The 23,051-nt window shown below is 59.2% G+C and carries 24 protein-coding genes; 11 read left to right on the top strand and 13 right to left on the bottom strand.

Going from position 1 to position 23,051, the window contains the following annotated elements:
* The first annotated feature begins 207 nt into the window (after positions 1–207).
* Genes AC097W_RS00805 through AC097W_RS00815 form a run of 3 tightly spaced genes read left to right on the top strand, consistent with a single transcriptional unit; the run spans position 208 to position 3,358 of the window.
* Entirely contained in the window at positions 208–2,439 is a 2,232-nt protein-coding gene (locus AC097W_RS00805) for a DUF1631 domain-containing protein (RefSeq protein ID WP_479600349.1), read from the top strand.
* A 57-nt stretch (positions 2,440–2,496) separates the two neighbouring features.
* Entirely contained in the window at positions 2,497–2,880 is a 384-nt protein-coding gene (locus tag AC097W_RS00810; protein ID WP_479600350.1) for a methylglyoxal synthase, read from the top strand.
* A 19-nt stretch (positions 2,881–2,899) separates the two neighbouring features.
* Positions 2,900–3,358, top strand: a complete 459-nt coding sequence (locus AC097W_RS00815) for a glycine zipper family protein (RefSeq protein WP_479600351.1) — start codon at positions 2,900–2,902, stop codon at positions 3,356–3,358.
* 2 nt (positions 3,359–3,360) lie between these two features.
* On the opposite strand, the gene AC097W_RS00820 is transcribed toward AC097W_RS00815, so the two are convergent.
* The 3 genes from AC097W_RS00820 to AC097W_RS00830 are packed head-to-tail and all read right to left on the bottom strand — an operon-like array spanning position 3,361 to position 6,406.
* Positions 3,361–4,476, bottom strand: coding sequence for an acyl-CoA dehydrogenase family protein (locus AC097W_RS00820; protein WP_479600352.1), 1,116 nt, complete (start codon positions 4,474–4,476; stop codon positions 3,361–3,363).
* A gap of 14 nt (positions 4,477–4,490) precedes the next feature.
* Positions 4,491–5,669, bottom strand: a complete 1,179-nt coding sequence (locus AC097W_RS00825; protein ID WP_479600353.1) for an acyl-CoA dehydrogenase family protein — start codon at positions 5,667–5,669, stop codon at positions 4,491–4,493.
* Positions 5,670–5,716: 47 nt separating this feature from the next.
* On the bottom strand, positions 5,717–6,406 hold the full coding sequence (locus AC097W_RS00830) for a YceH family protein (RefSeq protein ID WP_479601273.1): 690 nt from the start codon (positions 6,404–6,406) through the stop codon (positions 5,717–5,719).
* 23 nt (positions 6,407–6,429) lie between these two features.
* Here AC097W_RS00830 and purN point away from each other — a divergent pair, with 23 nt between their 5' ends.
* On the top strand, positions 6,430–7,020 hold the full coding sequence (gene purN / locus AC097W_RS00835) for a phosphoribosylglycinamide formyltransferase (protein WP_479600354.1): 591 nt from the start codon (positions 6,430–6,432) through the stop codon (positions 7,018–7,020).
* Between the two features lie 39 nt (positions 7,021–7,059).
* On the opposite strand, the gene AC097W_RS00840 is transcribed toward purN, so the two are convergent.
* On the bottom strand, positions 7,060–7,299 hold the full coding sequence (locus tag AC097W_RS00840) for a DUF1653 domain-containing protein (protein ID WP_479600355.1): 240 nt from the start codon (positions 7,297–7,299) through the stop codon (positions 7,060–7,062).
* Between the two features lie 16 nt (positions 7,300–7,315).
* Between AC097W_RS00840 and AC097W_RS00845 the strand changes: the two genes are divergently transcribed.
* On the top strand, positions 7,316–8,587 hold the full coding sequence (locus AC097W_RS00845; RefSeq protein WP_479600356.1) for an RsmB/NOP family class I SAM-dependent RNA methyltransferase: 1,272 nt from the start codon (positions 7,316–7,318) through the stop codon (positions 8,585–8,587).
* A 144-nt stretch (positions 8,588–8,731) separates the two neighbouring features.
* Positions 8,732–9,946, top strand: a complete 1,215-nt coding sequence (locus tag AC097W_RS00850) for a DesA family fatty acid desaturase (protein ID WP_479600357.1) — start codon at positions 8,732–8,734, stop codon at positions 9,944–9,946.
* 75 nt (positions 9,947–10,021) lie between these two features.
* Here the strand turns inward: AC097W_RS00850 and rpmG are convergent, their stop codons facing one another.
* The 3 genes from rpmG to trxB all read right to left on the bottom strand — a co-directional run bounded on the left by rpmG (position 10,022) and on the right by trxB (position 11,623).
* Complete coding sequence (gene rpmG, locus AC097W_RS00855) at positions 10,022–10,192, bottom strand: 50S ribosomal protein L33 (RefSeq protein ID WP_011465453.1); 171 nt, start codon at positions 10,190–10,192, stop codon at positions 10,022–10,024.
* Between the two features lie 11 nt (positions 10,193–10,203).
* On the bottom strand, positions 10,204–10,437 hold the full coding sequence (rpmB, locus tag AC097W_RS00860) for a 50S ribosomal protein L28 (RefSeq protein ID WP_479600358.1): 234 nt from the start codon (positions 10,435–10,437) through the stop codon (positions 10,204–10,206).
* 235 nt (positions 10,438–10,672) lie between these two features.
* A complete protein-coding gene (gene trxB / locus AC097W_RS00865) occupies positions 10,673–11,623 on the bottom strand; it encodes a thioredoxin-disulfide reductase (protein ID WP_479600359.1) in 951 nt (316 codons plus the stop codon).
* A 162-nt stretch (positions 11,624–11,785) separates the two neighbouring features.
* Between trxB and AC097W_RS00870 the strand changes: the two genes are divergently transcribed.
* The 5 genes from AC097W_RS00870 (at position 11,786) to AC097W_RS00890 (ending at position 17,644) form a co-directional block, all read left to right on the top strand.
* Positions 11,786–12,460, top strand: coding sequence for a Crp/Fnr family transcriptional regulator (locus tag AC097W_RS00870; RefSeq protein WP_479600360.1), 675 nt, complete (start codon positions 11,786–11,788; stop codon positions 12,458–12,460).
* A gap of 8 nt (positions 12,461–12,468) precedes the next feature.
* Entirely contained in the window at positions 12,469–14,787 is a 2,319-nt protein-coding gene (locus AC097W_RS00875) for a DNA translocase FtsK (RefSeq protein WP_479600361.1), read from the top strand.
* Positions 14,788–14,798: 11 nt separating this feature from the next.
* Positions 14,799–15,434, top strand: coding sequence for an outer membrane lipoprotein periplasmic chaperone LolA (gene lolA / locus AC097W_RS00880; protein ID WP_479600362.1), 636 nt, complete (start codon positions 14,799–14,801; stop codon positions 15,432–15,434).
* Between the two features lie 5 nt (positions 15,435–15,439).
* Positions 15,440–16,102 carry a DUF1345 domain-containing protein gene (locus AC097W_RS00885; protein WP_479600363.1) on the top strand — a complete coding sequence of 221 codons (663 nt, stop codon included), beginning with the start codon at positions 15,440–15,442 and terminating at the stop codon, positions 16,100–16,102.
* A gap of 327 nt (positions 16,103–16,429) precedes the next feature.
* Positions 16,430–17,644: a YbfB/YjiJ family MFS transporter gene (locus AC097W_RS00890; RefSeq protein ID WP_479600364.1), complete on the top strand. Its 1,215-nt coding sequence runs from the start codon at positions 16,430–16,432 to the stop codon at positions 17,642–17,644.
* A gap of 349 nt (positions 17,645–17,993) precedes the next feature.
* Here AC097W_RS00890 and AC097W_RS00895 read toward each other — a convergent pair whose 3' ends face one another.
* The 6 genes from AC097W_RS00895 to AC097W_RS00920 all read right to left on the bottom strand — a co-directional run bounded on the left by AC097W_RS00895 (position 17,994) and on the right by AC097W_RS00920 (position 23,041).
* A complete protein-coding gene (locus AC097W_RS00895) occupies positions 17,994–18,617 on the bottom strand; it encodes a tyrosine-type recombinase/integrase (RefSeq protein WP_479600365.1) in 624 nt (207 codons plus the stop codon).
* A gap of 375 nt (positions 18,618–18,992) precedes the next feature.
* Positions 18,993–20,057, bottom strand: a complete 1,065-nt coding sequence (locus AC097W_RS00900) for a hypothetical protein (protein WP_479600366.1) — start codon at positions 20,055–20,057, stop codon at positions 18,993–18,995.
* Positions 20,054–20,269 carry a 2-hydroxymuconate tautomerase gene (locus AC097W_RS00905; protein WP_479601274.1) on the bottom strand — a complete coding sequence of 72 codons (216 nt, stop codon included), beginning with the start codon at positions 20,267–20,269 and terminating at the stop codon, positions 20,054–20,056. The genes AC097W_RS00900 and AC097W_RS00905 overlap by 4 nt, the downstream gene beginning before the upstream one ends.
* Positions 20,266–21,054, bottom strand: coding sequence for a 2-oxo-3-hexenedioate decarboxylase (gene dmpH, locus AC097W_RS00910; RefSeq protein ID WP_479600367.1), 789 nt, complete (start codon positions 21,052–21,054; stop codon positions 20,266–20,268). Before dmpH ends, AC097W_RS00905 begins: the two co-directional genes overlap by 4 nt.
* Positions 21,051–22,094, bottom strand: a complete 1,044-nt coding sequence (gene dmpG / locus AC097W_RS00915; protein ID WP_479600368.1) for a 4-hydroxy-2-oxovalerate aldolase — start codon at positions 22,092–22,094, stop codon at positions 21,051–21,053. Before dmpG ends, dmpH begins: the two co-directional genes overlap by 4 nt.
* A 17-nt stretch (positions 22,095–22,111) precedes the next feature.
* Entirely contained in the window at positions 22,112–23,041 is a 930-nt protein-coding gene (locus AC097W_RS00920) for an acetaldehyde dehydrogenase (acetylating) (protein WP_479600369.1), read from the bottom strand.
* Positions 23,042–23,051: the final 10 nt, after the last annotated feature.

The raw sequence follows: 23,051 nt of genomic DNA on the forward strand, positions 1-23,051 counted from the left end.
TTTTTGTTGCCTTCCGGGTGCCAGTTTGGCACGGCCGAGGGGAGGTGCAGGGCCTTGCAACCGGACGAAATGAACCACAATCAGGGCTGAGGTTTTTCATTTTTTGACGCGCCCGCACGGGGGTGCAAGGACTATCCAACAGGCTGTATGGTGATTCGCGAGCAATCGTTTACGACGGGTGGGCACACGAGCCTCGCGCAGCATGGCTTGACCACGCGCATTGCGCGCACACTCATTGCAAGGACCCTGGCTTATTTTGCAGAGCATGAGGCAAAAAGCCTCACCCAGGTGCGCTCACACCTGCTCGAACTGCTCGATGCCAAACCCTCATTGGGTCAGGGTCAGAATCTGCGATCGGCTTACGTCCTGTTGGGGCGTTATGGCAGTGAGTTCAACCGCACGCTTCACAAAGCGCTGGCGGATGGTCTCGTCGCCGAACTCGCGGTGAGCTTGCCGGCACACCACACGCCTTCAACAAGCCGGACCAAGTCGGATGATGCACTGGATGGCATGAGCTTGAGCCTGATTGACATTGACGAGGTCGAGCGGATTTTGTTGCTGGACCGGGTCGCGCAACGGTTTAACACCCGTTACGAGGCTGTGCTGGAGCCGCTGACCCAGCGACTTGGCGTCCTGTTTGGCCGCGAAAGCAGTTCTGCGCAAGACAACCCGTTTCAGCCATTGGTCCTGTTGCGCGCCTTCTTGACTGCATGGGACAAATGCGGTCTTGATCCGAAGGCCACGGATGACCTGCTGCAGTCTCTGGAACCTGCGTGCTGGCTGGATATGGCGCCGCTCTATGAAGAGTTGAACGACGCACTCAAGAAAGCGGGAGTCCCTGCGAAGCGCGAGTTGCTCATCAAGCGCAGCACCAGCAATTTCGCCCCATTGGGCGACAGCATGCGAGGGTCCCTGGGGGCGGGTGAGTCGGTGCGCTCAGGGTTCATGCCGGTGGACTCGGCGCCGCGTTCAGCATGGGCCGCACTGGCACCTGCGGGGCGCAGTGTGGCGGCCCAGGCGCGCCAGTTTTTGAATCGATTGGGCCTGGGTGCACGGATGGATGAAACTCATGCATCCAGCAATCCAGTCGGGGCCGGTGTGGCTCATCCGGTGTTTGAGCAAGCGGACCCTGTCTTCATGGGCTACCTGGGTGATTTGCAGGCGGGCGCCAGTGATGCCGCGTCGGCCCGTTGGGTTGAGGGGCAGGACCCCGCAGACCAAAACGTGCTTCGCCAGATGCGTGACAGTGACGAGGTCCGCAGGGCACCTGAACTTGATCGGGGCACGGTGGATGCTCTGGCGGAAGTGTTTGATTTTGTTTTCGCGGATCAGGCGATCCCAATCCAGATGAAAGTGATCATCGGGCGCCTGCAGATTCCGGTCCTCAAGGCGGCCATGATCGATCGCGATTTCTTCTTCTCTGACCAGCACCCGGCCCGAAGACTGGTCGATACGCTGGCTGGCGCCTCTGTGGCATGGGCCCCGGAGAAAGGCGAGAGCGATCCGCTTTATGTGCGCATCGAGACGACGGTTCAGCGTGTGTTGACCGAGTTCGAGGATGACCTGGAGCTGTTCGTCAATTTGCTGCGGGACTTCACGGAGTTCCTGTTCGAGTCCGAGCAGCAAGCACAAGCCCGGGTCGAGCCAGCTGCCCAGCAGGAATTCAGGAGCGAAAGCCGTGAGCAGGCGCTTTCGCAAGCGGATGAGCTGATTCATGAACGCATTCGTGCACTTCCTTCAGATCAGCTATTGGCGCCGTTTCTCGTTCCCTTTTTGACCCTGCCGTGGCGCGATGTGGTTGCGCGATCGCTGCTGGGTGAGAGTCCTTCTGCAGCGGCCTGCCAGCAAGCACTCAAGACCATGGATCAATTGATCTGGTCCACCCGTCCCAAGACCACCGCTGATCAGCGGCGCGAGCTGGTTTCCATCCTGCCTGACCTGGTGCGGCAACTGAACCTGGGGCTGGACGCGATTGAGTGGGATGGCAACGCGCGCGCGGTGTTCACGCGCCGCCTGATTACTACGCACACGCTTGCCATTCGCATGACGCAGTCCGCTGCGGTCGACACAGGCATGGCCGAGCTTGAAGTGCGCGAGGGTCAGGTCGCTATGCAAAAGCTCGATGATCGGCTGGCCGCACGGCAATTCACATCGGAAGATGAGTTTGACGGTCAAGCCCAGTCGTTCTCGCGCGGCATGTGGTTCGACGTCACGGTGGATGCGGGCACACAGGCGCGATGCAAACTGAGTTGGGTCAGCCCCATGCGGACGCGTTTGTTATTTACAAACCGCGACGGTTTTGATGCCTTTGTGCGGTCCGAGCGTGAGGTCGCCGCCATGCTGCGTCTGGGCCAGTTGCGGGTGCTCGATCAGGACCCGATCGTGGCGCGCGCGTTGGATCAAATCATGGCTGGGCAGGAAATGGAACTGGCGGCATGAGCGGTCATTGCGGCAACGCTTTTTCTTACAATTCTAAAAACTCATCGACTTGTAACTATGCCAATTCGCATTGCGCTGATCGCCCATGACCACAAAAAGCACACCATGATATTGCTGGCTCGGGAATTTGAACCCTTCCTGAGTCGATGTGATTTGTGTGCCACCGGAACCACCGGCGCCCGGCTTGCGGCGGACGTGGGCTTGCCTATTGAGCGCATGTTGAGCGGCCCATTGGGTGGTGACCTCCAAATTGGCGCTCGGCTGGCGCAGGGCGAACTGGATGCCGTGATTTTTTTGCGGGACCCCATGACGCCACAACCCCATGAGCCGGACATCAATGCCCTGGTCCGTGCGTGTGATGTGCATGATGTTCCGTGCGCCACCAATCTGTCGACGGCCCGTCTGGTGTTGGGTCAACTGGCGCAGCGACACGCCACCTGATGCGCAGGGGGAATAGGGTATGGAACAGAAAACCAGTTTAGTCACCATCGTCGCGCTTCTTGCGGGTGTCTTGTTGTCGGCTTGTGCCACAACGGGTCCTAATAGCCCGCGCGCCAGGCCTGTGCTTTACCCAAACAGTGCGTTTAACGCGATGGGCGAGCTTCGTGCCAGCGATGAGGTGAACGCCTGCACCGCCAAAGCCCTAGCGGCTGGTTTGACGCCCGACGAGAAAGACAACGCAGTCGCTCAAGGCGCTGCCAAGGGTGCCACCGTGGGCGGGGTTGCCGCGGCAGTCGGTGCTGCAGTGCGCGGACGCAGCATGGAGCATGTGGTCGGCTCAGGTGCTGCCGGCGCAGCAGTAGGTGGCGCTGCCGGCGCGACCGCCGGCGCCTTCCATGACAGGCCCAGTCAGACTTACCGCCACTTTGTTCAGCGCTGCCTGCGGGACAAAGGTCTGGACGTCATCGGCTGGAACTGACCTCAGGCGAAGACGCCTGCCGTATCCTGCATGCGCGCCGACACTTCACCCAGGTGGTGCAACGTGTCGCCAAACGTCATTTCCATCTGTGTCAGCTTTTTGAAGTAATGGCTGACGATGTATTCCTCGGTCACACCAATGCCACCGTGCAGTTGCACCGCTTGCTGGCTCACAAAGCGCATGGACTGGCCCAGCTGGTACTTGGCTCGGGCCAGCGCCGCACGACGCTCAGGTGCCGGTGCGTTGAGCTTCAGGCTGGCGTAATAGCTCATGGAGCGCGCCAGTTCCAGTTGCATCTTCATGTCGGCAGCACGGTGGCGCAGGGCCTGGAAGCTGCTGATGACGACGCCGAATTGCTTGCGCGTGTTCATGTATTCGGTGGTGATGGCCAGAGTCTTGTCCATCACGCCAACGGCTTCGGCGCAGGTGGCTGCAATGCCGATGTCCACCGCATGTTCCAGTGCGGTTTGACCATCTGAGGTGATCAGGGTGGCGGGTGCATTCTTGAAGCTGACTTCCGCAGCACGGCTGCCGTCTTGCGTACCGTAGCCACGGGTGGTCACACCGGAGGATTGGCGTTCAACCAGGAACAAGGCGAGCTGGCTGTTGATTTTGGCCGGCACGATGAAGGCATCGGCCTGGTCACCCACGGGCACTACACTTTTTGTAGCATTGAGTACATAGCCACCGGGGGCTTGCGTGGCTTTTGCTTCACAAACATCCAGCTTGTAGCGGGCAGCGCGTTCCTGGTACGCCAGCACCACCAGCGCTTCACCGCTGGCAATCTTGGGTAGCCAGGCTGCTTTGACCGCAGCGTCTGCATAGCCCGCCAGAACGCCGCCGGCGATGAGCGATTGGGCGAGGGGTTCGAGCACAATGCCGCGCCCCAGCTCTTCCATTACCACCATGCCTTCAACCGGGCCCATGCCCAGGCCACCATCGGCTTCGGGCACATACAGGCCGCACAGGCCGAGCTCGGCTACTTCATTCCAGGCGTCGCGCGAAAACCCACCCGATTTTTCGATGCCACGGCGGCGGTCAAAGGTGTAGCCTTTGTCGACCCATTTGCGTACGGCGTCGCCGAGTTGTACCTGATCGTCAGAGAAGTCAAAATCCATGATATTTATTCCTGTTAGCCCAGTACAACCTGGGACACGATGTTGCGTTGCACTTCGTTGCTGCCACCGTAGATGGTGGTTTTGCGCATGTTGAAGTAAGTGGATGCCAGGGGTGCGCAGTGCACTGCGCCGACGGCGTCTCCCTGCCAGCCGGCTTCCATTGCTTCGCGAATCAGCGGCAGGGCAAAGGGCCCGGCGGCCAGCATCATCAGCTCGCTGTAGCGTTGCTGGATTTCACTGCCACGGATCTTGAGCAGGCCCGCGATGTCGAGTGACTGCTTGCCCGATTTTTCGGCGGCCAACACCCGCAGCACCAGCATTTCCAGTGCCACCACATCCACTTCCAGCTTGGCAATCTCGTCACGGAAACGGGTGTCGTTGTAAACGCCTTCCGCCTTGGCGATGCGCTTGAGGCGTTCCAGTTCGCGCTTGGACCGGTTTACGTCGGCAATGCCGGTGCGCTCATGGGCGAGCAGGTGCTTGGCGTAGGTCCAGCCCTTGTTTTCTTCGCCGATCAGGTTTTCAGCGGGTACTTCGACGTTGTCAAAGAACACTTCATTGACTTCGGCCTCGCCATCCAGCAACACGATGGGGCGCACGGTGACGCCGGGAGACTTCATGTCGATCAGCAGGAAGCTGATGCCGGTTTGTGGCTTGCCTTCGGAGCTGGTGCGTACCAGGCAGAAAATCCATTCGCCATACTGCCCCAGCGTGGTCCAGGTTTTCTGGCCGTTAACGATGTATTTGTTGCCCTGGCGCTCTGCGCGTGTTTTGACTGACGCGAGGTCGGAGCCGGATCCCGGTTCGCTGTAACCCTGGCTCCACCACACTTCACCGCTGCCGATGCCTGGCAAGAAGCGCTGTTGTTGCTCGGCATTGCCGAACGCCATGATCACGGGGGCCACCATCACGGGGCCAAACGGAACGATACGCGGAGCACCGGCGAGTGCGCATTCCTCTTCAAAAAGGTGCTTTTGAATCGAGTTCCATCCGGGGCCACCAAACTGCTTGGGCCAGGCATAGCCGAGCCAACCTTTTTTGCCCAAAATTTTTGCCCAACCCTGCATATCGTCGCGGGTTAGTTGCAGCGCGTTGTGCACCTTGTGTGCAATGTCGGCGGGCAAATTGGAGGCCACCCAAGTGCGGATGTCCTCGCGGAATTGCTGTTCTTCAGGGGTAAATGCCAGATCCATTAAAAAATCTCCAAATAGACGTTTCGCTTTTTAGCACGATCGTTCGATTATGTCTGTCCAGGTGGTGACACGCCCAACTCCGAGCACAGGCGTTGCACGGTTTCCTGCAACTGGGCTACTTCATTTTCAAGGCGGGCTACACGCTCTGTCAATGCGCTGGTCGTGCTGCTTCCAGGTGGCACGGCGGTGCCATGCGATAGCGCATCCAGGTCCACCGGGCCGCACAGGAGATGTGCCCATCGCTGCTCACGGGCTCCAGGGGCGCGAGGTAGCTTGACCACCAGCGGGCCGCCTTTTGCCTCTGAGCGATCCTGCAATTCCTCCAGAAAGCCCTCGACGGACGAGATATCGGCAAACCGGTACCAGCGCTCGGCGCTGAGTCGCAGTTCCCCTGCGGTCTGCGGCCCGCGCAGCATCAAAAGGCCCAGCAGTACGGCGGACTGTTCCGGCACGCCCACCCCGCGCTGGAAATTGTGCTCGTAGCGGGCCACACGACTCCCGCTGGATTCGCGCACCAAGCCCAGCGGCATCAGGTTGTCGAGCGCGCTGGCGATTTCCGCCTCGGTCACGTTCATCAGGGGATCGCGGGTGGTCTTCTGGTTGCAGCCCAGCATCAGGGTGTTGAGCGACAGCGGGTAGCTGTCGGGTACGGTGCGGGCTTTTTCCATCAGGGTCGCCAGGACCCGTGCCTCGGTGGGGGAGAGCGTGAAGGGGGCGGGCGGTGGTGCAGTTGGCAAAGTCATAATCATGGGCTAGTTATATGAAAAACATTGTCATTTTGATCTCTGGCAGTGGCTCCAACATGGCGGCCATCGTTAAAACTGCACAGCGCGAGGGTTGGCGCAACAAGCATGGTGCGCAGATTGCCGCCGTGATCAGCAACAAAGCCGATGCCGAGGGCTTGTTTTTTGCTCGGGCCCATAGCATTGCTACCGAAGTGCTGGACCACAAGGAATTCACTTCGCGTGAGGCGTTTGATGCGGCCCTGATGGCACGCATTGACAGTTTTGATACCCCCGAGCAACCGGCTCTGGTGGTGCTGGCCGGGTTCATGCGCATTCTCACACCGGGGTTTGTGGCGCGGTATGCCAACCGGCTCATCAATATTCACCCGTCCTTGTTGCCCGCGTTTGGGGGTTTGCAGACGCACCAGCGTGCGCTGGACGCCGGCTGCCAGTTTGCCGGTGCCACCGTGCACCAGGTTACCGCCGAGCTGGACCATGGCCCGATTCTGGCGCAGGCCGTGGTGCCTGTGCTGCCGGGCGATACGGCCGCTGCGCTGGCCGCCCGGGTGCTGACCCAAGAGCACCTGATTTACCCCCGGGCGATTGCAAGGATGCTACAAAATTAATAGCTGTCTACGCTTATTGGACGTGGGCTACAGACTGATTTAATCTGAAATCCGGGCGAAGCGGGGCTGCCGCACGCCAGCGATCACGACCTCTTCCTCAAACATCGCGGCAGGCCGCACCCAGAGGCCTTTTTCGCCATAGAGGGCGCGGTACAGGGTCATGGGTTCCAGTGTTTCGCTGTGGCGAACGGTGTCAATCACCTGGTACAAATTGCCTTTGTAGTGGCGGTACGTTCCGGGTCGCGTGGTAACCAAAGGGGGCAGTTTTTCTTCACTCATGGGACAATCGTAGGCTATGCATCCAAAAGCCCTGTTAGAAGCCTGTTCCGAGTTGGTCCGGCTCACCCTCAAATTTGACCACCCTGCGGACGCGACCGTGTCCCGCTTTTTCCGCGATAACCGTGGCATGGGGCCGCGCGAGCGCGCCACTCTGGCCGAAACGGTCTATACCGTGTTGCGCAAAAAGCTGCTGTTTGACCACCTTGCGCCCTCCGGTAGCGGCCCCAAAGAGCGTCGTTTGGCGATTCTGGGCTTCTATGGCCCTGGGGATTTTCTGCGCAGTGCGTTGACCGAACAGGAAATCAACTGGCTCGACGCCTGCGAGAAGGTCAATCCCGCGGATTTGATGGATCGTCATCGCCACAATTTGCCCGAATGGCTGGTACAGCCCCTCAAGGAACAGTTGGGGGACGAGTTCTGGCCTTTGGTCGAGACCCTGAATCTGGGCGCCGGGCTGGATTTGCGGGTCAATACCTTCAAAGCCAAGCGTACCGACGTGCAGAAAGAATTGGCCAAATCCGGTATCAAAGCCGTGAATACGCCGTATTCCCCCTGGGGTCTGCGCATTGCGGGCAAGCCGGCATTGAACAAGCACGAGTCTTTTGTCCGTGGCGATTTCGAGGTACAGGACGAAGGCTCCCAACTGCTGTCCATGTTGCTCGACGCCAAGCGCGGCGAGATGGTGGTGGACTTTTGCGCGGGAGCCGGCGGCAAGACGCTGGCGATCGGTGCTGCCATGCGCAGCACCGGGCGTTTGTATGCGTTTGATACCTCGGCCCACCGGCTGGACGCCTTCAAGTCACGTCTGAAGCGCAGTGGCCTGTCCAATGTGCACCCGGCGGCGATTGCCCATGAGCGGGATGACCGTGTCAAGCGACTGACCGGAAAAATTGACCGGGTTCTGGTGGACGCACCGTGTACGGGTCTTGGTACGTTGCGTCGCAATCCAGATCTGAAATGGCGCCAAAACGAAAAAGCGGTGGAAGAGATGGCGGTCAAGCAGACCGGCATTCTGCAAAGCGCTTCCCGTTTGCTGAAGTCGGGTGGCCGGCTGGTTTACGCGACCTGCAGCGTTTTACCCCAGGAAAACGAAGCCATCGCCGAAGCCTTCAGCGCCGCCAATCCGGATTTCGAGCCCTTGGCTGCTGGAGAAGTGCTAACCGACCTCAAGGTCGAAAATGCGCCAAAACTGTGCAGCGGCGGCGAGAATGGTCAGCTTTATCTTCGTTTATGGCCCCATCGGCATTCGACCGATGGTTTTTTTGCGGCAGTTTGGCAAAAAAAGTGAACATTTTGGCAAAAGTTAACTGCTTTTGACTTGCAATCTAATTATGTAGCCAGATATTCTCTTGGCATCTAGAATCGTGGGCAGTCAGCGTACTTTGCGCTGGACGCTGCGACAAATAATTACTCGTTGGAAGGTGATTGGAATATGTTGTTACCGGATTGGGCTGTGTTGAACGCGGCCATTGAGTGGCTCGCCCATGGCGTGTGGGATCTGCAATGGTGGCAGATCGTTCTGTTTACCCTGGCGGTGACACACGTGACCATGATCAGCGTGACGGTGTTTTTGCATCGTCACCAGGCGCACCGCGCGCTGGACCTGCATCCCATTGCCTCACACTTTTTCCGTTTCTGGCTGTGGCTGACGACCGGCCAGGTGACCAAAGAATGGGCTTCGATCCACCGCAAACACCACGCCAAGTGCGAGCAGGCGGATGACCCCCACAGCCCCCATGTCTACGGCATCAAAACCGTGTTGCTGCAGGGCGCCGAGCTGTATCGCGCCGAGTCCAGGAACAAGGAGACGATGGCACGCTACGGCCACGGTACGCCCAATGACTGGATTGAACGCAACCTGTACACCCGTTTCTCCTGGCAGGGTGTGGGTCTGATGCTGATCCTTGACCTGGCGCTGTTTGGCGCGGCTGGCTTGTCCGTGTGGGCCGTGCAAATGGCGTGGACGCCCATCATGGCGGCCGGCATTATCAATGGCGCAGCCCACTTCTGGGGTTATCGCAACTTCGAAGCACCGGATGCCAGCACCAATATATCTCCTTGGGGCATCCTGATTGCAGGTGAAGAACTGCACAACAATCACCATACGTATCCCACGTCGGCCAAGTTGTCCGTCAAGCCCTATGAGTTTGATATTGGCTGGATGTATATCAGCCTCATGCAGATGGCTGGTCTGGCCAAGGTCAAGAAGACGCCACCCAAGGCCGCCTATGGCGATATCCGCCCCGTAGCTGATGAGAAGACGCTGGAGGCGCTGATTGCGAACCGCTACGAAATTATGGCCACCTATGCCAAAGGTGTGCGTCAGGCGGCGCGCGACGAGTTGGGGGCCATGAAGGCACGCAGCGCGGATGCTGCGGTGATCAAGGCAGCCAGGCACTGGATGCACCGGGATGTGGAGAAGGTCCCTGCCTCTGCCGCATCCGAACTCGCCAAGGCCCGTGCAGTGTCCCCCATGCTCGACAAAATGGTCACGATGCGTGAGGAGTTGCGCCAGATGTGGTTGAACACCACGGTGTCCCGCGAACAGTTGACGGCCGATTTGCAGGCCTGGTGCCACCGTGCGGAAGAAAGTGGCATTGCTGCATTGCGTGAGTTCTCCCTGAAGTTGCGCGCAGCCCGGGTTTGATTCTCGTTTTCGTGCGCTGACCGCGCACAAAAAAGCCCGCTGTGAAGCGGGCTTTTTTATGGCCAGAAAACTGAATTACTTCAGTTTCATTTCCTTGTAGTCCACATGCTTGCGAGCTTTTGGATCAAATTTCTTGATCAGCATCTTCTCGGGCATTGTCTTCTTGTTCTTGCTGGTGGTGTAAAAGTGACCGGTACCCGCTGTGGATTCCAGTTTGATTTTCTCGCGTCCGCCTTTGGTTGCCATGGTGCTGCTCCTTATGCCTGGCCACGTGCGCGCAAGTCTGCGAGCACGACATCAATACCGTTTTTGTCGATCAGACGCAAACCTGCGTTGGAAATCCGCAAACGGATCCAGCGGTTTTCAGTCTCGACCCAGAAACGGCGGTATTGCAGGTTCGGCAGGAACCGGCGCTTGGTTTTGTTGTTGGCGTGGGAAACATTGTTCCCAACCATCGGGCCTTTGCCCGTGACTTGACATACGCGTGCCATGAGGACACTCCGATACTTTTAAACGGCCGTTGCTGGCGATCAAGTTTGCCTGTTATTCACAGAACAGCCTGATCTCGCTGGCCTCACCTCGCCAATGAAAAGGGTGGCGGTAACCCCCCGCCAAGTGAATGGCGGTTGCTCGCTGCTGATCCGAACTCTTGCAAGCCGATTTCAGCAAAGCCTTGGATTATAGCGGGTTCGCGAAAGTTACCCGCAACCGGCTGGTGGCTACGCCCTATTCCTGTTGTTCAAGGAAGCGCTGCGCATCCAGCGCCGCCATGCATCCCGTGCCTGCGCTGGTGATGGCCTGGCGGTAGACGTGGTCCTGCACATCACCGGCAGCGAATACGCCGGGGACCGAGGTTTGCGTGGCAAAACCTTTGAGCCCGCCCTGGGTGACGATGTAGCCGCCCGCCATTTCCAGTTGCCCCTGAAAGATTTCCGTGTTGGGCGCGTGACCAATGGCAATGAAGCATCCTGCCAGCGTGATGTTCTCGGTCGAGCCGTCTTTGACACTTTTGACGCGGATACCGGTAACACCCGACGCGTCGCCCAGCACCTCATCCAGCGTGCGGAAGGTTTTGAGTTCAATCTTGCCTGCAGCGACTTTCTCCATCAATTTGTCAATCAGGATGGGCTCTGCCTTGAATTTGTCGCGGCGGTGAACCAGGTAGACCTTGCTGGCAATGTTGGACAGGTAGAGCGCCTCTTCGACAGCGGTGTTGCCTCCGCCTACGACGCAGCAGATCTGATCGCGGTAGAAAAAGCCATCGCAGGTGGCGCAGCCCGATACACCGCGGCCCATAAAGGCTGTCTCGGACGGCAGACCCAGGTATTTGGCAGACGCTCCGGTGGCAATGATCAGCGAATCACAGGTGTATTCGCTGTCGCCCTTGAGCGTGAAGGGGCGCTTGCTCAGGTCGACTGCGCTGATGTGGTCAAACAGGATTTCGGTTTTGAATCGCTCTGCGTGCTCCAGAAAGCGTTGCATCAAATCTGGTCCTTGTACGCCGTGCACATCGGCGGGCCAGTTGTCGACCTCGGTGGTGGTCATCAGTTGCCCGCCTTGGGCAATGCCTGTGACCAGAACCGGACTGAGGTTGGCACGCGCCGCATAAACGGCGGCAGTGTATCCAGCGGGGCCAGAGCCCAGAATCAGGACCTTGGCGTGCTTGCTTTGGGACATTGTGTAACCTTTATTTGGGTAGAACGGAAGCTGGGCCGTGTACATTTCGGAACGGTACAGACCATTTGAATCGGGTGCGCCCATCGCAACCCCGGAATTTGCACACGTGCCTGATGGCTAGATTGTAAGAAACACCGATCTGTTATTTCTGGGAACGATTTAATGTCAATGCTAACTAACCTGGATTTGATCCGCCGAGTGTCGCTTTTCGCGATGTTGACGCCCGCTCAAGCGGAGACCATAGCGAATGCCGTCTCAAAGCAACGCTTCAAGCGGGGCGAATGCCTGGTTGCACAGGGCGATATTTCTGACGCCTTGTACATCATATTGTCCGGACGCACCCGCGTTTTAATGACAGATAGCAAGGGCCGCGAGGTCATTTTGGCCACCCTTCGGACAGGTGACTATATCGGGGAGATGAGCCTGATCGACAACGAAGCGCATTCTGCAACGGTCACTGCGGAGGTGCAGACCGATGTGCTGGTGCTCGGGCGTGAGGCGTTTTCGCGATGCCTGGGTGAGAACATGTCGATGGCCTACGCCATCATGCGTGGTCTGGTGCATCGCTTGCGCGGAGCAGATCAGAAAATCGGGTCTCTTGCGCTAATGGGCGTCTATGGGCGGGTGGCCACGGTGTTACTGGAAAACGCTGTACCGGGGGAAAATGGGGAACACCTCATTCGCGACAAGATCTCGCGGCAGGATCTGGCCAAGATGGTGGGCGCGTCCCGCGAAATGGTCAGCCGCGTGATGAAAGATTTTGAGGAAAATGGTTTTATCGAGACACTTGAAAGTGGGATTATTTGCGTGCACGAGCGCCGCACCAAGCCCCGTTAATTTTTTACATGACCTATTCCCTGCATACGCTTCGTTCCTCTTCTTCTGCGGCCAAGCCCGCTCCAGAGCCCACCGGCATGGGCCGGTTTGCCAATGAAATTACCCTGATTGCCGGCTTTGTGCTGCTGGTGCTGTGGCTGGTCGCATTGCTGACTTATTCGCCACAGGACGCTGCCTGGTCCACTTCGGGGGCAGGTGCGTCCGTGGTTAACCGGGTTGGGCGCCTGGGTGCCTGGATCGCCGACGCCAGCTATTTTTTGCTGGGTTTTTCTGCATGGTGGTGTTTTGCCGTTGGTGCGCGCCTCTGGCTGGCGGTGCTGGCGAACCGGTTGCGCAGTGACCTCAGACCCCATCTTCTTCCGCGCCGGTTCGTTTTTTGGGTGGGTCTGGCCTTGTTGCTGTATGCCAGCACCACGCTGGAATGGTCCCGCCTCTACAGCCTGGAGTCGCATTTGCCCGGTCATGCAGGTGGCGCGCTCGGTTACCTCTTGGGCCCCTTGAGTGTGAAGTGGTTAGGCTTTTCCGGTTCAGGTCTGGTGTCCATTGCGCTGGGTGTTATCGGGGCTGCGTTGGTGTTTGGTTTTTCGTGGATGCACGTTGCCGAGCGCATTGGCTCATGGGTCGACGCCAAAGTGCAATCCCGCCGCGAGAAAATGGAGCAGGCACAAGACCGCGAAATGGGTCAGTTGGCGGTGCGCGAGCGTGAGGAAATCCTGCTGGAGGAGCGCGAGGAAATCGAAATTCACCATCCGCAGCCGGTGGTCATTGAGCCAGTGATGGTGGAGTTGCCACCCAGCGTGCGGGTTGCAAAGGAGCGGCAAAAGCCGTTGTTTTCCGAAATGCCGGACAGCAAACTGCCGCAGGTGGCGTTGCTCGACGGCGCTCTACTGCGACAGGAAACCGTAGCTCCCGAGACGCTGGAAATGACCAGCCGCATGATTGAGAAAAAGCTCAAGGACTTTGGAGTGGAAGTGCGGGTCGTGCTGGCCCAGCCCGGCCCCGTGATTACCCGTTACGAGATTGAGCCCGCTACGGGCGTCAAAGGCTCGCAAATTGTCGGTCTGGCCAAAGATCTGGCTCGCTCGCTCAGCCTGGTGTCGATTCGCGTGGTGGAAACCATCCCCGGCAAGAACTTCATGGCGCTGGAGTTGCCCAACGCCAAGCGCCAATCCATCAAGCTGTCGGAAATTCTGGGCTCGCAGGTTTACAACGAAGCCAAATCCTTGCTCACCATGGGCCTGGGCAAGGACATTGTTGGCAACCCCGTCGTGGCCGATCTAGCCAAAATGCCCCACGTATTGGTAGCGGGTACCACCGGTTCAGGCAAGTCGGTGGGTATCAACGCGATGATTTTGAGCCTCTTGTACAAGGCCGAGGCCCGCGATGTGCGCCTGCTGATGATCGACCCCAAGATGCTGGAAATGTCGGTCTACGAAGGCATTCCCCATCTGCTGGCGCCAGTGGTCACCGACATGCGCCAGGCCGCCCATGGCCTCACTTGGTGCGTAGCCGAAATGGAGCGACGCTACAAGTTGCTGAGCAAAATGGGCGTGCGCAATCTGGCGGGCTACAACACCAAAATCGACGATGCCACCGCGCGCGGTGAGTTCATCTACAACCCGTTCAGCCTGACCCCCGAGGCCCCCGAGCCGCTGGACCGCCTGCCGCACATCGTGGTGGTGATTGACGAGCTGGCCGACCTGATGATGGTGGTGGGCAAGAAGATTGAGGAGCTGATTGCCCGCCTGGCACAAAAAGCCCGTGCTGCCGGTATCCATTTGATTCTGGCCACCCAGCGCCCCAGTGTGGACGTGATCACCGGCCTGATCAAGGCCAACATTCCTACCCGCATTGCGTTCTCGGTGGGCTCCAAGATCGACAGCCGCACCATCCTCGACCAGATGGGTGCGGAGGCTCTGCTGGGCATGGGCGACATGCTGTACATGGCCAGCGGCGCCGGCTTGCCGATTCGGGTACATGGTGCCTTTGTCAGCGACGAGGAGGTCCACCGCGTTGTAAGTTATCTGAAGTCGCAGGGGGAACCCAATTACATCGAGGGTGTGCTGGAAGGCGGCACCTTGGATGGCGAGGGCGAGCCCGGCACGGACGGCAGCAACGGCGGTGGGGAGAAAGACCCGATGTACGACCAGGCTGTGGAAGTGGTGCTCAAGAACCGCAAGGCCAGCATTTCGCTGGTGCAGCGCCACCTGAAAATTGGTTATAACCGCGCCGCCCGGCTGGTGGAAGACATGGAAAAGGCCGGTCTGGTCAGCTCCATGAGCACCAGCGGTCAGCGTGAAATCCTGGTGCCTGCGCGCGCCGAATGACGAAAGATGGTGTGAAAAAATACTTGACTGCTACGTTTTTAATAGCTGCTTGCGCACTATCGGCGAGGGCTGCAGGCCTGGAAAGCCTGGAAAGCTTTATCAAGACGGTGAAAACTGCCCGTACCGAATTCACCCAGGTGGTGACTGCGCCCGCCAAGGAAGGGCAGGCAGCCCGTGCCAAAACATCGAGTGGAACGTTTGAGTTCTCCCGCCCCGGCCGGTTCAAGTTTGTCTACAAGAAACCCTTTGAGCAGATCATTCTTGCCGATGGCCAGACGCTGTGGCTGTACGACGTGGACCTGAACCAGGTTACGGCCCGCAAGCAGGCCCAGGTGCTGGGGTCTACACCCGCCGCGTTGATCGCCTCGGCGCCTGATTTGCGTGCCCTGCAGACGGATTTTGTGCTGGTGTCCGAGGCACCGCGAGACGGGCTGGAGTGGGTGCTGGCTACGCCCAAAGCCAAAGACAGCTCCCTGCAAAGTGTGCGCATTGGCTTTCGGGGTACCGAGCTGGCCATGCTGGATATTCTGGACAGTTTTGGCCAGACCTCCAGCCTGCGCTTCCAGGCGTTTCAGGCCAATGCGCCGCTGGAGGCTTCCAGCTTTCAGTTCAAACCACCGGCGGGCGCGGACGTCATACGGCAGTAGCCCGCATGCACCACCACTTCTCGGAAACGACGGGTCACCAGCGGGTGATGTATGGCGTGGCCGTTGGCGTGGCGGTAGGCATGATCCCCCTGCCTCTCACAGCGCAGACCCATGCGTTGCTGGCGTGGTGCGCGGGTGCGCTGACTTTTCTGCTTCTGGCCTGGTGGCTGGCTGTGGAATTTGATGCCGCCAGAACCCGGGAGCGTGCGCAGGCCCAAGACCAGCCGGGGCTTTTGCTCTTCACTTTGCTGCTGCTTTCCGTGTTTGCCTGTGCGGGCGCCATTGCGCTGATGCTGCAGCACCTCAAGGACCTGTCCACCGTGCAAAGACTGGCGCATCTGGCGCTGTCCATGCTGGCCCTGGCGACCTCGTGGCTGCTCATGCAGACCATTTTTGCCTTCCGGTATGCGCATCGCTATTACCAGTCCGAGCTACGCGGTCACCCCGCTGGGGCCGGTCTGGAGTTTCCCGGCAAACTGCCGCCGGATTATTTTGATTTCTTGTACTACGCCCATGTCGTGGGCATGACCTCGCAGGTGTCAGACGTGGTGGTCACCTCCCGGCACATGCGCCGCCTCACGCTCCTGCACAGCTTGACGGCCTTTGCCTTCAACATGCTGGTGCTGGCATTGAGCATCAACGTGATGGCAGGTGCCTTCCAGTCGTAACGTTGCCGGCGGCAGATGCCGATAGATAGTGAAACGACACGCAGCAAAAAAGACAGCAGGCCAAATGCCCCTGCCTTGCGCTTGAATCTCTTTCATGAATGGGAACCCCCGGTATTTGCGGAGATACTGTGGACTTGGGTTGCTGACAGCAACCGAGCGGCAAGATCCGATTCATACCGACAGGCGCACCGGATTTGATGCTCTCAAAAAAAATACCTGGAGGCCCAATTGCACCGGGGCCTCCAGGTAGTGAACAGAATGACGAATGTCCACAGGAACCGCAAACCCGCGGGAAAGCGTATGCCTCAGGCCACCAGCAGACGGCCCTTGAGCCCCTGGCAGATTGCGGTTGCAGGAATGACCTCGTTGGCTGTGGCAATGGGCATTGGACGCTTCGCGTTCACCCCTTTGCTGCCCATGATGCTCGCCGAGGGCAAGGTCACCCTGTCACAGGCCAGTTGGCTAGCCAGCTCTAACTACCTGGGCTACCTTCTAGGCGCACTGCTGTGCATGCTCCAGCCCTGGATCTGGCGGCAGTTGGGTATTGCCGCCATACCGAGTGCACCTTCCATGGTTCAGGGTGGTCTGGTAACAACGGTGGCGCTGACACTGGGCATGGCATTGCCCTGGGCCGATGCCTGGCCAGTGCTGCGCTTCTGCGCCGGCGTAGCCAGTGCGATCGTCTTCGTCTATACCTCCGGCTGGTGCCTCACCCAATTGGCACAACTGCAGTTTTCCAGCATGGGCGCACTGATCTACATCGGCCCCGGAGCCGGCATTGTGATCAGCGGCCTGGCCGCCAGCGCCATGGTGGCAACACACTGGTCGGCCTCCAGTGGATGGCAGATTTTCGGGCTTCTTGCCGCGCTATTGACTGCCGGGGTCTGGCCCATCTTTGGCTCGGGCGTTTCGGCAGTCGGAGCAACTGCCACTGCGCCTGCCGCGCAGTTGCCGCTGCCCGGCGTGTCGTTTGAACTTCCACTGTTTACCCTGGCATACGGGCTGGCGGGGTTCGGCTACATCATTACAGCCAGCTTTCTGCCTGTCATCGCACGCCAGTCCCTGCCGGACTCGCACTGGCTGGATCTCTTCTGGCCTCTCTTTGGCCTGGGCGTCATGGCGGGTGCTCTTCTGGCCTCCCGCATCCGCGGCGTGCAGGACCTGCGCTGGCTGCTCATCGGGAGCTATCTGGTACAGGCGATCGGTATCGCATGCAGCCTGATCAGCCCCAGCCTGCCTGGCTTTACCCTGGGTAGCCTGTTGCTGGGCCTCCCGTTCACAGCCATAACCTTCTTTGCTATGCAGGAGGTGCGACGCCTGCGGCCCGCGCAGGCGGCCAGTTTCATGGGACTCGCCACCGCGTTGTATGGCATTGGCCAGATCATGGGGCCACCGCTGGCTACCACGCTGCTGGCGCACAGCGACTCCACGACCATGGGCTTCACGCGGTCACTGGAGATCGCCGCGTGCTCACTGCTTGTCGGCGCGGGGATTTACGCCTGCCTGATATTCTTGTATCCGAATGTCCAACCGAGAAAATAGGAATCTGGGTACACCGGTGGGTAGCAAACCTCAGCCCACCGGCGACCCGCCCCACAGGTCTTGAAGAGAAAAACACGGGCGGCCACGCATTGAACGTTTCGTTGCTGCCATGTCCCGCCGCTCGCGAAGGGCAAGAATGCTGCGATAGCGGGTGTTCAGGTTCGGAAGTTGTATGTCGGGAATCGAGCCAGCAACCGACATTCGCTGTTTCAAATTGGTTGACCGGTCTGCCATCGATTGCAGCCATTGGCGACGGCAAATCCTACTACCCCTATGGGCCAGGTGCTGACATTCGCGAATGACCGGTATCTGGCAAGCAATTTGGCATCAGATACCGGTTCGATGAAGATCAAATTTCAGTCTGCTCGGAAAGTTCCAATGCGTCCTCGACCTCTATGCCAAGGTATCGCACCGTGCTTTCCAGCTTGGTGTGCCCCAAAAGCAATTGCACAGCCCGAATGTTTTTGGTGCGACGGTAGATCAGCGATGCCTTAGTCCGGCGAATCGTGTGAGTGCCGTAGGCCGTTGGATCGAGACCGATTTCCTCGATCCAGGAATCCAAAATGCGCGCGTACTGCCGTGTTCCCAAGTGAGGCGAATCGTGAACACGACTTGGAAAAAGGTAGTCCTCAGTCGACAGTTCTGCCTTCTTGATCCATTCCGTAACTGCCTCTCTAGTCGGAGGCGTGATTTCAAATTGGACTGGTTGTGAAGTCTTTTGCTGCATGACGATTGCGCGTGTTGAGACGCGATCGCCATGACAAATATCCCGAACACGTAAACGGACGAGGTCGCATGCCCTGAGCTTGCTGTCCAACCCTAGATCAAAGAGCGCAAGCTCTCGGGTCCGGTGTCCAAGTTGCAGTCGTATGCGGATTGCCCAGATGTCTTTGAGCTTGAGCGGAGCCTTTTGTCCAACGATTTTTCCTTTATTCCAAGGAAGTTTGGCAGCTGTATCGGTTGCAGTGTCCACAATGATCTCCAAGAAGTTGAGGGGAGAGCAACTGTGGACCGGCTGTGCAAATAGTCAACTCGTGCTGACTTTGGAAATGCCTGACTGCAGACGTTGGCAGTGGGCACATCAGTGCCCATAGCAGTCACACAGGGCAGTGAGGTAGTCGGATCTTGGGCAGCGTTGCCGGATATAGAAAGAATCGAATTGCCCGCCAGATACCGTACGTTCACAAATGACACGCAATTGTGAGTGCACCTCTCCAATTGCAAATTTTGGCGCCCTGAACAGTTTGGACAACTGCCCGTTGATCAGCTACAGAAAATCCTGCGCCCATTGAAGACTACAGATTACAAGTCACGGCGTTAACCCTTGGCGGCTGTCGTGACTACTGCTTCAGCGAGATTTTTCAATAGGCCAGAAAGAAAAATACTCCGCATAAGCAACCATCAGAGGGAATGTAATAGCCAGCATGGCCGAGGCAATCCACAACTCCAAGGTGTATTGCGGCGGGCCGCTGACCAGGCCAAATCGTGTGACTGCTGCAGCCTGGTAGAGCGCAAACAGGGCCATGGAAAGCAGGGCAGCGCCGCCACACAAAACCAGACCGCGCAGAGGCTGTGGCAACTGCAAAACGGGCAGGTTCTTGAACAGGACCAGCACTATGAATATCCCGAAAATCGCTGCCACACAGCCCCGCACCATGAAGACCACCAGGTCCCAACGGGCTAGGCCGACAAAGCCAACCCAGGCAAGAGCCATCAGCAAGGAAACCATGGCACTGAGCACCAGGCCGCGCCAGGGTTGAAGGTTTAGTACCGGTGCCCATCGAGCCAGCTTCTCCATCGGCCAGAAGTCCAATAGCACCAGCACCAGAATGCCTGCCACGCCGCCGACAAGGGCGGTCATCGGTTGCCATGCTGTGAACAGACCCTGGTGATCGAGGCTGGCGCGATAGAAGGGCGCGTCGCGCAGAAAGCCGAAGTCAAACAACAGCACATCCACCGCCATCGCGAGCGAATAGGTGGCAATCAGTATCAGCACGCCTTGGAGCAGCGTCGACTGCGTCCATCGAGTAAAAGGCCAGGCTTGAAACAGAACGATCTGCGTCAGGGCCAGCGGAATGGAAATGATCAGCGGCATGAGGATGAACGGGGTAGGCTGCCACTCCGCTCCGCCCCACACCAGCACGGCCAGCGCGGCGACCGCTACCGCCACCAGGAGATTCACCAGTGTCAGCAACAAGCCACGCAAGGGCTGGCGCACGCTGCCCAGCCGGACAGGGTATTTCCCGTGCCAGAACAGCGTCATAACCATTTGCGTGGGCACCATCGCGTTCAGGAGAACGCTGACCCAACCCATCTCGGCCTGCACCGGCAGGCCCAGTGCGATGAACAGGGCCAGCCCTATCACCAGCAGGGAGGCCAGCAGGCCCCCGCTGATTTGCTTAAGTGGGCTCAACGCCCCAGGTCCTTGGCGCTGACCCCAGCAATGCCCCAGTTCTCCTTGGGCACATCCTGTATCCAGACACGCACATTGGCGATCGGTGCGCCGGTGGCCTCCACCAGGGCCGCGCTGACTTTTTCAATGACGGCGCGCTTTTGTTCTTCGGTGCGGCCTTCAATCATGTAAATCTGTGCGAATGGCATAGGTTCTCTCCTTGAAGGGTTCAGACGAAATGGATGCTGGTGCTGCCCATGCCCTGCACGCGCAGGGTCACGTTGTCACCAGCGGCCACGGACACGGCCTCGGTGATGCCGCCCGACAGAATCAGCGTGCCAGCCGGTATGCACTCTCCGCGCTCGGCCAGGTGGTTGGCCAGCATGGCAATGGCTGCGGCCGGATGGCCCAGCACGGCCGCACCGGCACCAAAGGCCACCGGCACACCGTTCTTCTCCAGCACGATGCCCACGGTGCGCAGGTCCACACCTTCCACATTCATGGGCTGGCCGCCAACCACGAAGCGCGCGGCCGAGGTGTTGTCGGCCACCACGCTTTTCAGGTCGAACTTGAAGTCGCGGTAGCGGCTGTCGATCACCTCGATGCCGGGCATGACAAAGTCGGTGGCCGCCAGCACGGCGCCGATGTGGCAGCCGGGCCCGCGCAGTTCGGCTTTGGTGACAAAGGCAATCTCGGGCTCAACCTTTGGATGGATCAGTTCGCTCACGTTGCATTCGCCGCCATCGGGCACGGCATAATAGTCGGCCATGAAGCCGAACACCGGCGTGGTCACGCCCATCTGCTTCATCTTGGCGTGCGAGGTCAGGCCGGCTTTGAGGCCGACGATGCGGTTGCCACGGGCGATCTTATTGGCCTTGATGGTGTTCTGGATTGCGTAGGCATCGTCCCAATCCATGTCCGGGTATTCATCGGTGATCTTGGTCGTGTCGTGTGCCTGCAGTTCGCAGGTCTCAAGGCGCTCGGCCAGTGCGGTGATGGTTTTGCTGTCGAGTTTCATGCTGCCACCTTTTGCGCAATGCCACGTTCACGGGCCATGGTCATGGCGGTGTCTTCAATCATGTCTTCCTGGCCGCCGACCATGCCGCGGCGTCCCATCTCCACCAGGATGTCGCGGGCCGACACGCCGTATTTTTTCTCGGCGCGCTTGGCAAACAACAGGAAGGAGGAATAGACGCCGGCGTAGCCCAGCGTCAGCGAGTCGCGGTCGATGCGGATGGCGTGGTCCATCATGGGCACCACCAGGTCTTCGGCCACGTCCTGAATCTTGTACACGTCCACGCCGGTCTCAATGCCCATGCGCGTGCAGACGGCCACAAACACCTCCATGGGCGTGTTGCCCGCGCCGGCACCCAGGCCGGCGGCGGCGGCATCAATGCGGTTGGCACCGACCTCAATCGCGGCAATCGAATTGGCCACACCCATGGCCATGTTGTGGTGGCCGTGAAAGCCCAGTTCGGTGTCGGATTTCAATGCAGAGCGCACCGCACCCAGGCGGGCACGCACATCGTCGGGCAGCATGTAGCCGGCCGAGTCGGTGATGTAAATGCAGTTGGCGCCATAGCTCTCCATCAGCAGCGCCTGCGTCGCCAGTTTCTCGGGGGAGGCCATATGGGCCATCATCAAAAAGCCCACGGTGTCCAGGCCCAGCGCGCGAGACTTGCCAATGTGCTGCTCGGAGACATCGGCCTCGGTGCAATGCGTGGCCACGCGTATGGTCTTCACGCCCAGGTCCTTGGCCATGAGCAGATGGTCCACCGTGCCGATGCCGGGGATGAGCAGCGCCGAGACTTTTGCCTGCTTCATCAGCGGCACCACGGCACCCAGGTACTCTTCATCGGTGTGGGCCGGAAAGCCGTAGTTCACCGAGGAGCCGCCCAGGCCGTCGCCGTGGGTCACTTCAATCAGCGGCACGCCTGCGGCGTCCAGGCCACAGGCCACGGTCTTCATCTGGTCCAGCGTCATCAGGTGGCGCTTGGGGTGCATGCCGTCGCGCAGAGTCATGTCGTGGACGGTTACTTTTCTACCTTGCAAGTTCATGTGTTTCTCCTGGGGGTTTAGACGGTGGCAGCTTCGACAGCGGCGGTAGGGCTCAGCACCAGCGTGCCGGCAAGGATTTCTTCGGCAAACATCTCTGCCGTGCGGGCGGCGGCGGCCGTCATGATGTCCAGGTTGCCGGCGTACTTAGGCAGGTAGTCGCCCAGGCCTTCCACTTCCAAAAAGACGGAAACGCGGGTGCCGTCAAACACCGGGCCGTTGACCAGCTTGTAACCGGGCACGTATTTCTGCACTTCCTTGATCATGGCGTGGATGGAGGCAGTAATCGCCGCCTGGTCCGGCTCGGTTTCTGTCAGGCAATGAACAGTGTCACGCATCATCATGGCCGGCTCTGCGGGGTTGATGATGATGATGGCCTTGCCCTTCTTGGCGCCGCCCACTTTTTCGACCGCAGCCGAGGTGGTGCGGGTGAATTCGTCGATGTTCTTGCGCGTGCCGGGGCCGACCGAGCGACTGGACACGGTCGCAACAATTTCGCCATAAGCCACGGGCTGCACACGGCTCACCGCTGCGACCATGGGGATGGTGGCCTGGCCGCCGCAGGTGACCATGTTCACATTCATCTCGCCTTTGCCGACGTGCGCGGTGAGATTAACAGGGGGCACGCAGAACGGGCCGATGGCCGCAGGCGTCAGGTCGATCATCAGCACGCCCAGCTCGTTGAGCTTGCGGCTGTTTTCTGCATGCACGTAGGCGCTGGTGGCGTCAAAGGCGATCTGCACGCCATCGGCCAGCACGTGGGGCAGCAGGCCGTCCACACCGTCGGAGGTGGTCTTGATGCCCATCTCGCGCGCACGCTTCAGCCCGTCGGACTCGGGGTCAATGCCCACCATCCAGACGGGCTCCAGAAAGGGGCTGCGCTGCAGCTTTGCCAGCAAGTCGGTGCCGATGTTGCCGGGCCCGATCAGGGCGCATTTGATTTTTTTCATAAAGTCCTCA

This window comes from Rhodoferax sp. GT1R46, from assembly GCF_056521285.1.